Source organism: Methanospirillum sp. (assembly GCF_035560735.1).
Classification (GTDB): Archaea; Halobacteriota; Methanomicrobia; order Methanomicrobiales; family Methanospirillaceae; genus Methanospirillum.
The window spans coordinates 1-10,022 of record NZ_DATMYY010000261.1 but is presented as its reverse complement, the minus strand read 5'-3'; the positions used below and the strand labels follow the sequence as shown (position 1 = coordinate 10,022).

Annotated in this window: 7 protein-coding genes; all 7 read left to right on the top strand. The window is 48.5% G+C overall.

Annotated features, from left to right (window positions below):
- Nucleotides 1–132: 132 nt before the first annotated feature.
- Nucleotides 133–996, top strand: a complete 864-nt coding sequence (locus VN429_RS07405; RefSeq protein ID WP_325631563.1) for a hypothetical protein — start codon at nucleotides 133–135, stop codon at nucleotides 994–996.
- Between the two features lie 154 nt (nucleotides 997–1,150).
- Nucleotides 1,151–3,505 (top strand): CO dehydrogenase/acetyl-CoA synthase complex subunit alpha, encoded by a 2,355-nt coding sequence (cdhA, locus tag VN429_RS07400; protein WP_325631561.1) that lies wholly within the window; start codon nucleotides 1,151–1,153, stop codon nucleotides 3,503–3,505.
- A 6-nt stretch (nucleotides 3,506–3,511) separates the two neighbouring features.
- Nucleotides 3,512–4,066: a carbon monoxide dehydrogenase beta subunit family protein gene (locus VN429_RS07395; RefSeq protein WP_325631558.1), complete on the top strand. Its 555-nt coding sequence runs from the start codon at nucleotides 3,512–3,514 to the stop codon at nucleotides 4,064–4,066.
- A complete protein-coding gene (cdhC, locus tag VN429_RS07390; RefSeq protein WP_325631556.1) occupies nucleotides 4,059–5,477 on the top strand; it encodes a CO dehydrogenase/CO-methylating acetyl-CoA synthase complex subunit beta in 1,419 nt (472 codons plus the stop codon). Before VN429_RS07395 ends, cdhC begins: the two co-directional genes overlap by 8 nt.
- Complete coding sequence (gene cdhD / locus VN429_RS07385) at nucleotides 5,477–6,727, top strand: CO dehydrogenase/acetyl-CoA synthase subunit delta (protein WP_325631554.1); 1,251 nt, start codon at nucleotides 5,477–5,479, stop codon at nucleotides 6,725–6,727. The genes cdhC and cdhD overlap by 1 nt, the downstream gene beginning before the upstream one ends.
- A gap of 8 nt (nucleotides 6,728–6,735) precedes the next feature.
- Nucleotides 6,736–8,163 (top strand): acetyl-CoA decarbonylase/synthase complex subunit gamma, encoded by a 1,428-nt coding sequence (gene acsC, locus VN429_RS07380; protein ID WP_325631552.1) that lies wholly within the window; start codon nucleotides 6,736–6,738, stop codon nucleotides 8,161–8,163.
- A gap of 35 nt (nucleotides 8,164–8,198) precedes the next feature.
- Nucleotides 8,199–10,022 (top strand): ASKHA domain-containing protein (locus VN429_RS07375; RefSeq protein ID WP_325631550.1); only part of this gene is annotated, 1,824 nt, incomplete at its 3' end.

The window sequence follows — 10,022 nt, the reverse complement described above, 5'->3', positions numbered from 1 at the left end:
CATTGGACCTTATGATTTATAAATGGGAGGAAGAAGAATACTTCCATAATGACCCAGCAAGCATATATTCTTTGATGAGAAACTTGTAGAAGTTGATGCATAGAGTATCAGCATAATTGTAGGAGTACTGTAATGAAATTCGGATACATCGCAACTATTGCACTGGTTGCCCTCGTGGCAATCGTCGGTTTTGCAGCAGCAGACCGTCTTCCAAACGCAACCCCTGAGAACCAGGTTTTCTCCGTTGACACCGTTATCGATGCCACTGGTGCAGTTGATGACAAGTCAACCATGTCCTGGGTTATTGCAAACCCCGGCGCAATTCCAACCGGTATTCTTGGAGCAGGTCAGTCAATCTCTGATGTTACCTACAAGGATGCAATCCTGACCAATGGTGGTAAGCTCGCAGAGAACAAGAACTTCGACTTCAACTCTAAGAACCAGGGAAGTGGCCTCTATAACATTGAGTCACAGAAGGTTCTGACCTACGCCAGCACCGAAGGTGCACACCTCGTTGGTGAGGAAGAGTACACTCTGTCCGTTGCAGGTAACTATGCAAACGCAGATAACAACATCCGTTGTGTCTTCTCAACCCTGAACGGAAGCATCCTGCCAGCATTCTGTAACATCGTCTCTGCAAAGAGCAGCCTTGTTAACGTAAACAGTGCCCAGGTTTCAACCAAGGGACAGATCCGTGCAGTCGCTGAGACCGCAGATGTTCCAGCAGGCCTGAACTACCAGATCGCAGTTACCCCTGATGCAAACTCAGGCAGCGGCTTTGCAGAGGGTACTGTCAAGACCGTCTTCGCAGGCAGTATTATGGAAGCCCGTGACGGTGGAGATGACAACTACGCACGGAATGGTGCTAACGGCGGTGCAACTGCAACCTGGAACAAGACCTCTGCAACCAACAGCTGGAAAGACAACACCGAAGTAACCGGTGGAATCAAGACCCTGCAGAAGGCCTTCACCTACCAGTCCGGATTCAGAGTCTAAACTCTGAAACCATAATAATTCCTTTTTTGTAATTCATTTTTTGAAGTTTTCACAAGTTTCCCACCTTTCTCATAGTAGAAATTATCATATTCCCTAGAGGGTATACGCTAATTAACTCCTGTCCTCCTAATGTACAGTCAGAATATACTAGCCGATGACTGTGAACAGGAAAAACGTTACCCTTACCTTGGATGACCTAAAATCCAGCGCTGCATCACTGAAGAACCTTAAGGTGTCCATAGGATCATTGCGTGGTGACCAGTGGAACGAGGATGAAGGGCCAACTCCAATGCCTTCGCACACTGATCTCAGGAACTGGGATAGGATGCTTCTTTCCCGATATAAACCACTATATCTGCCATTCTGCGACCTGTGTTGCCTTTGTACATACGGAAAGTGCGACTTGTCAGGAGGAAAGAAAGGCGCCTGTGGTATTGGGATGGAAGCACAACAATCCAGGATTGTACTACTTGCAGCCTGCATTGGTGCTGCAACCCATATTAGTCATGCCCGTCACCTTGTAACACATCTTATCAAAACATATGGCAGACGCCATCCCCTTGACATTGGTGGAAATTCTATCGAAACTGAAGCACCAATCATAAGGTTAGTCTGTGGAATTAAACCAACCACACTCGGCGACCTTGAGATCGTCCTCGATTACTGTGAGCGACAGACCACCGAACTCCTCGCAGCTACCCATACCGGGCAGGAAGGGGATGCCATCGACTTTGAATCCAAAGTCTTCCATGCCGGAACCATGGATCATGTGGGTCTCGAGGTTGCAGATATTGCCCAGATATCAGCATTCTCATTCCCTAAAGCAGACCCTGATGCATCACTTATAGAACTCGGACTTGGAACCGTTGACGGAGCAAAACCGGTTATCCTTGTTGTAGGGCACAATGTTCCTCCTGCAATCGGGATTATCGATTATGCCAGAGAACAGAATTTAAGCGGGACGATTGAGATCACCGGAATCTGTTGTACTGCAGTGGATCTGACCAGGTATGATTCAAACGCAAAGATCATCGGGCCGATATCATGGCAACTCCGCTATATCAGAAGCGGAGTTCCGGATGTGATTGTAGTCGATGAACAATGTGTCAGGGCTGATCTGCTCATTGAGGCACAACAGATTTACGCACCACTCATCGCAACCAGTTCTATGAACTGTTCTGGTCTTCCAGACCGGACAGGAGATGAACCAGAGGCGATTATAGATGATCTTCTCAGCGGTAAGACACCAGGGGTTCTTATCCTTGATCCAGAAAAGGTTGGCGAAGTTGCAGTCCGGACTGCTATAGCAGTAAAAGAAAGAGGCAGGAATTTCAGAACTATTCCACCGATAGAAGATCTTTTCGAACTGGCAAAACGGTGTAGAGGATGCCAGGAGTGCTCAAGAGTATGCCCGGCTTCAATGCCCCTCGCTATAGCAATCCAGCAGGCAGGAGATGGAGATTTATCGGCACTTGCTTCCCTCTATGATTCCTGTATCGGTTGTGGGAAATGTGAAGATGTCTGCTTTAAAGAAATCCCGGTTCATAGTGCAATACTCTCTACTGCCGAAAAACAGATTCATGCCGAGCGATTTAATGTAAGGGCAGGACGCGGTGCTATCCAGGATATTGAGATCAGAGAGGTTGGAGGACCAATAGTTCTCGGTGAGATCCCGGGTGTTGTGGCTTTTGTCGGTTGCGCAAATTACGGGAACGGAGCTAAAGAAGTCGCTGAAATGGCACGGGAGTTTGCCCGCCGGCGATATATCGTGGTTACTTCAGGCTGCTCGGCAATGGCTATCGGGATGCACCGCAATGAAGACGGACAGACGCCATACGAAGAGTTTCATGGCCGGTTCGATGCCGGAGGAATCGTGAATGTCGGGTCCTGTGTCTCAAATGCTCATATCGCCGGTGCAACCATTAAAATTGCAAGCATATTTGCAAAACGCAGTCTCCGTGGCAATTACGAAGAGATTGCCGATTACGTGTATAACCGTGTCGGGGCTGTTGGGATCGCCTGGGGAGCAATGTCCCAGAAAGCGGCAGCGATTGCAGCTGGATTCTGGCGACTTGGCATTCCGGTCATCGTGGGTCCCCATGGATCGAAGTACAGACGTATGCTTCTTGGGAGGAAGGATAAACCAGAAGATTGGTTTGTATATGATTCGCGGACCGGTGAGAAGGTTCAGGTAGGCCCTGTACCGGAGCACCTCTTTATTGCTGCAGAAACTCCTGAAGAGGCAATGACGCTTGCTGCAAAACTCTGCATGCGACCAAATGACACTTCCCGCGGAAGATCGATGAAGCTTACCAATTACATCGATCTGTACAAGCGTCTTTATGACCAGATGCCTGATGATCTCAACCTCTTTGTCAGGTCACAGGCAGATATCCCAATCACGATGAAAGAACAGATACTTCCCATTCTTGAGCAGAAAGGATACAATGAACAACCGATACCAAATCCAACCATGCTGAAATCACAAATACGGGATGTAAAGGAGTAACAAAAAATGGCAGGGGATGATTCTTGGATACGGGCAGAGATGGGAGGAACATCCCGTGCATCAGTTATCGGGAAACCCGAAGTCATCGGTGCACTTCTAAACCGGGTGAAACGGCCAATAATCATCGTAGGGCATGAAGTTGCAATAAGCGAACCTGATTGTGAAGCAATAACTGGATTTATCAGTACGGTTTCACGTATCAGACATATCCCGGTGCTCGGAACATCTCCTGCAGTAAAGGAACTTGTCAGTAATGGAATCAGGATAGAAGCAATTATGGGGGGGATGGAGATAGCCGATCGACTCAGAGACCCGGAGTGGAAAGGGTTTGATAATCTGGGCCAGTATGACCTAGTGCTGTTTGCTGCAATTCCCTATTCATTCTGTTGGACAATTCTGTCCGGCCTTCGAAACTCTGCACCACACCTAAAAACAATAAATCTGGATAGAAAATATCAACCGCATGCAACCTGGTCGTTTGGGAATATTGCAGTAGAACCGTGGAAAAAACATCTGCAGGCAGCCGCAGTTTTGCTTGAAAAAGGGGAAGAGCATGTTTGAAGACATTCCGGTAGAAGTTGGGCTGGTCTTTGAAGGCGAGAGGATCAGAAAAGAGGATATGCAGGTCGAACTTGGAGGTCCGAAGGTTGACCAGAAGTTTGAGATTGTGCTGGTCAGAAACCCCGATGCTATCGAAGACGGTAAAATATCAGTCATCGGCCCTGATCTCAAAGAAATTCCTCCGGGATCTCATGTCAGATTTGGTATCCTTGTTGAGGTGGCAGGATCCAGGCTTGAAGAAGATCTTGAAGGAGTCCTTGAACGCCGGATTCACGAGTACATGAACTATATTCAGGGTGTCATGCATCTCAATCAGCGGTATGATATCTGGATTAGAATTGGAAAAAAATCCTATGCAAAAGGACTTGACAGCTTCGTTTACATTGGTAAAGCAATTGAAAGGCTTTACAGGAGCGAACTGGCTCTTATCGAGAAGATCCAGATCACGTTCATAACCGCAGGGGATGATTTCAACTCCTGTTATGCCATGGCACGTGAACGGTATGAATCAAGAGATGCACGTGCCCGTGGTCTGTCCGATGAGCAGGTTGACACATTTTATGGGTGTGCCCTCTGCCAGTCATTTGCACCATCACATATCTGTGTTATTACACCTGAACGGTACGCAAACTGCGGGGCCATCAGTTGGTTTGATGGAAGGGCTGCAGCCCGTATGGATCCTGAAGGACCAATTTTTCCTATTGCAAAAGATGTCTGCATCGATCCAGACAAGGGTGAATACTCAGGGATTAATGAACATGCTAAAAAAAGGTCGATGGGTGAGGTAAACAGGGTTTATCTCTATTCTGCATTCGGATACCCGCATACCTCCTGCGGTTGTTTTGAAGCCATCGCCTTCTACATCCCTGAAGTTGAAGGATTTGGGATCGTGCATCGCAGGTTCCCGGGGCCCACCGTAAATGGACTTCCCTTTTCTACTCTTGCTGACTCAACCGCCGGTGGAAGACAGGTAGAAGGTTTTCATGGAATCTCACTGGAGTACATGCGATCCAGAAAATTCCTTTGTGCTGACGGGGGATGGAACTCCATCGTGTGGATGCCCAAAGAGATCAAAGATAGTCTCTCCGGGTTTATACCTGAAGATATTTCTAAAAAAATAGCAACAGAGGCGGATTCGACAGATGTTCCATCACTCAAAGAATTTCTCATAAAAACGTCTCATCCTCTGGCTCTTCAATGGGCATCGCCGGAAACTAAAGATGTCAATACCTCTGGATCAGATGATGATGGTTCACCATTCGTTCAGGGAGGGCAGAAACCAGTATTTGTAGCCGGGGAACTGCCAATTACTGCAGGGGGAGTGAAGATCATTTTGAAGAATGCAAAGATATTTGCTGAAAAGGTGATCATCAGACCAATAGAACCTGAACGGAAAGGAGGAAAGCAGTAATGGATGAGTCAGAACTCTCTGGACTGCTCCGGCTCCTGGGGCCGGGAATTGCAGAACTCCTGGCAGGACGAGAGATAATTCTTGAGAATGTTGAACTTGATCTGGCAGAACTGGAACTCACAATTCCGGTTGGAGGATCAACAGTCTATCTTCCAGGTCTTACAATGCCGGGTGCCATACCTCCTCATGATGTTTCCATCATTGATCGATCAAAATGGCCGGAAAAACTTCTGACAGAAACATTCACCCCATTGCCTGAGTCATATCCAGCACGTATCCGGGAAGTTACTCTGGGTGCAACAAAAGGACAAGGAGGAAGCAGGGGGAAGACAGTAACGGTTGGGGGTGCACAAACTCCGCCGTTTACTGATCCAAAAGTGCCACCTGCACATCCACCGGTTATTGCTATGGATGTCTTTGATACCCCGTTTCCCATGCCTCGTGCTCTCAAAAACCATCTCACTGAAGTTATCAACGACCCGGCAGCTTGGGCACAAATGAATGTCGAGAAATATGGTGCAGACATGGTCACAGTTCATCTGCTCAGCACCGATCCTCTCATCGCTGATGCCAGCCCGAGGGAAGCGGCGAAAACAGTAGAAGATGTGCTTCAGGCTGTAGATGTGCCAATCATCATCGGTGGATGTGGTGATCCAAAGAAGGATGCACAGACTTTTGTTGAGATAGCAGAGATGGCAGAAGGGGAACGACTCCTTCTCAACTCAGTGACATCTGATATGGCTGAAGTAAAAACCCTGGAACCGGTGGCAAAAGCCGCAGATAAGCATGGCCACTGTATCCTTGCGTTTACCGGCCTTGACCTGAATAGTGCCAAGGAACTGAACCGTCGCTTGTACCAGTTCTTCCCTGCTGATCGCATCCTGAACGACCTGACAACGGTTGCTCTCGGATACGGTCTTGAATACTCATTTACAATTCATGAACGGGCGAGAACTGCAGGACTCATGGGAGATGTAGAATTGCAGCACCCGACAATTTCAGCAGCGACAAACGCCTGGTCAGCACGTGAGGCATGGATGGATCTCGGACCTGAATTTGGATCAGGAGATTTTCGTGGCCCGATATGGGAGACAATAGGGAGCCTGACACTGCTTCTTGCCGGAGTGGATCTCTTCCTGATGATGCATCCGCTTGCAGTCTCAACAATGCGTGATGTGTCATCCAGGTTAATCGCAGGAACTGTCGCAAAAGGAGCAACTGATGCGTCGTGGGTGACTGCCAGAATTTAGGGGGTAACATGTCAGAAAAGAAGAAAGGGATACGAGAAATCAGCCCGATTGACGTGTACAAACTCCTTCCACGAACGAATTGTGGGGAGTGCGGTGTCCCAAACTGCATGGCATTTGCTACGAAGGTAGTGAATGGTGAAGCAGTGGCCGGGGGATGTCCTCCAATTCATGACAGTCAGTACAAAGACGCTTTTTCTAAACTGGAGAAACTTCTCGCCCCGCCAGTGAAGGCAATAACAATAGGATCAGACAGAAAAATAACAGTCGGGGGAAAACACGTTCTCCAGCGTCATGAGTTTACGTACCAGTTCCCTCCCCCTATTGCAATAGATGTATCTGACGACATGGACGCTGCTGCGATAAATGCACGTGTTCACAAGATAGCCGGCTTTTCATACGGATATATCGGCAGGACCCTTACTCTGGATGCTATCGCAGTACGATCAGTCACCGGTGATGCAGACCGGTTTAAAACAGCAGTGAAAGTGGTAGTTGAAAGTTCTGATCTCCCTCTTATCCTCTGTACCAATGATCCCGGAGTGATGAAGGCAGGCCTTGATATAGCTGGAAACAAACGTCCCCTGATCTATGCAGCAACCTCAAAGAACTGGAGAGAAATGGCTGATCTCGCGGTAAGTCATGGATGCCCGCTGGTTGCCTCTGCTCCAGGAGATCTCTCACTCCTCCGATCTCTGGTCAAAACTCTGCAGGCATGTGGAATCACAGACATTGTGCTTGATCCCGGAACATTCGGAGATGAAGGACTTGCCGGAACTGTCTTCTCTTTCACTGCGATCAGGAAGGCAGCATGCAGGGATGGGGATTCACTCTTTGGTCTTCCAATTCTCGGAACACCCATTTCAGTCTGGACCGGGCAGGAACTGAGTGATGAGGTAAACCGGTGGCAGGAGGTATACACTGCTTCAATCCTGATGACCAGGTATGCAGATCTGCTCATCATGCACAGCCTGGACGGATGGGCTGTACTCCCTCAGCTCATCTGGAGGTTTGGCCTCTATACTGATCCACGAAAGCCGGTATCTGTTGAACCAGGATTAAGGGTATTCGGCAATCCGGGGCCTGATGCACCGGTGTTTATAACTTCAAATTATGCACTGACCTTCTTTACTGTTGAATCAGATATCAAGGCTGCAAAGATAGACTGTTATCTTATTGTTACAGAAACCGGCGGTCTCTCTGTCGAAGCAGCGGTTGCAGGCCGGTATCTGAACGCTGAGAAGATTGGCGACGCACTCCGAAATTCAGGTGTCGAAGAAAAGGTCAGCCACCGATATCTCATTCTACCCGGGCTCGCTGCACGTCTATCAGGAGAGACTGAAGAGGCGAGTGGTTGGCAGATCCTGGTAGGTCCCCGTGACTCTTCAGGAATTGGCAAGATGATCCGTGAACACTGGCCTCCTCAAGAAGGGAATTAACTTTTTTCTTGACTGGACCGCAGGGAGATCGACACATGGAAAAGACTGTGACGATCCTCTTCAACCCTATGAGCCGGATGGTAACCTTGCCTGCCGGAAAGACCGTGCTTGATGCAATCAGAGGGGCAGGGATCCAGTTTGAGGCTATCTGCGGCGGGAAAGCGCAATGTGGTAAGTGCAGGATCATCCGAATCAGAGGGGACTGTTCAGAGGATCAGGATATCTGCTCACAGTGTCTCAGTCCAGGAGAGAGAAGACATGGATATAAACTGGCCTGTCTGACAAAAGTCTGGTCAGATGCTGAGTTTACCATACCGGTAGAATCACGAATTGATCAGCCGCAGATTCTGCTCACATCAGAAGTAAATGACGGGGAGATAAAGCCGGCTGCTGGATGGTATCAGGTTCAGGTGGTAAAAGACGGGCCATCTGCAATACTCGGACCGTCGATTCGTCTGCCAGGGTATACAGGTGCAAAACCGCAGATCAGTACTGAAATTATCACCAGAATTCTGGCATCATCTGAACCAACATCGGTCCTTATCACGACTACCGGAGGGTCTACTGAGGTTATTGAGATCAACAATTCAGAAAATCAACCTAAAGCATACGGTGTTGCTATCGATCTCGGGACGACAACCGTCGCAGCCCTTCTTGTGGATTTATGTACCGGTAAGATTCTAGCCAGGGCTTCTGCATTAAACAGACAGATCACCTATGGGGAAGAACTTGTAACCCGGATTGCAATCGGTCGCACTCCTTCAGGTCTTGCATCTCTCAGGTCTGCAGCGATCGGAAGTATCAACGAAGCGATCAGCAGACTGATTTCTGAAACAGGGATCGATCACAATGCGGTTGCAGACTGCTGTGTTGGGGGAAATACCGTCATGTGCTGGCTTTTTGCAAGGATCGATCCAAGTCCTCTTGATTATGTTAATGCTGAAGTTTCCATAACGCCAATCATAATGCGGGCTCATGAATCTGGCCTGAGAATTCATCAGAAAGGGTGGATCTGGTGTTTGCCGGCAGTGAGCAGATTTGTCGGTGGAGATGCAGTGGGAGATCTTATCACTGCAGGGATGGATCAATCAGAAGACCTATCACTCCTCATCGATCTCGGAACAAATGGCGAGATCGTGCTTGGAAACCGGGAATGGCTTGTCTCAACATCATGTGCTTCGGGACCGGCATTTGAAGGTGCAGGGCTTCGATGCGGGATGAGGGCGATGCTCGGGGCAATAGAGCACGTATCGATTGAACAGGAAACCGGTGAGGCAGTAATCAGGGTTATTGGTGACACGCTACCCAAAGGAATATGCGGATCAGGTATCATCGATGCAGCTCCGGCCATGGCTGCTGCAGGGATTCTCGACTTTACCGGAAAGATTGTTGAAGGTGCTCCAGGGGTGAGAAACACCGAAGACGGCCCCGGATATGTGCTTGTTCCTGCTGAAAAATCCGGAACCGGGCGGGATATCATGATCACAAAACAGGATATGGCATACCTTATGGATACAAAGGCTGCTGTCTGCGGAGCAATCAGCGTTCTGATGATGAAGTACCGGGTTCAGATCACAGATATCAGACATGTGTATCTTGCCGGAGCCTTTGGTACATATGGTTCAATAGAAAAACTGACCGAATTTGGAATCATTCCCGAGTTTCCAAACGCAGAGTTTCACAGGATCGGGAACGGATCACTTTCCGGTGCTTATCACTCCCTTGTCTCATCAGATAACCGGGACCGGGCAGTCAGGATTGCAGAAAAAATGGGATACATCGATCTTCTGGTTGACACGGATTTTATCGATGAATACTGGGCTGCACTCAGGATCCCGGGGAAGAGAGAATTATTTCCA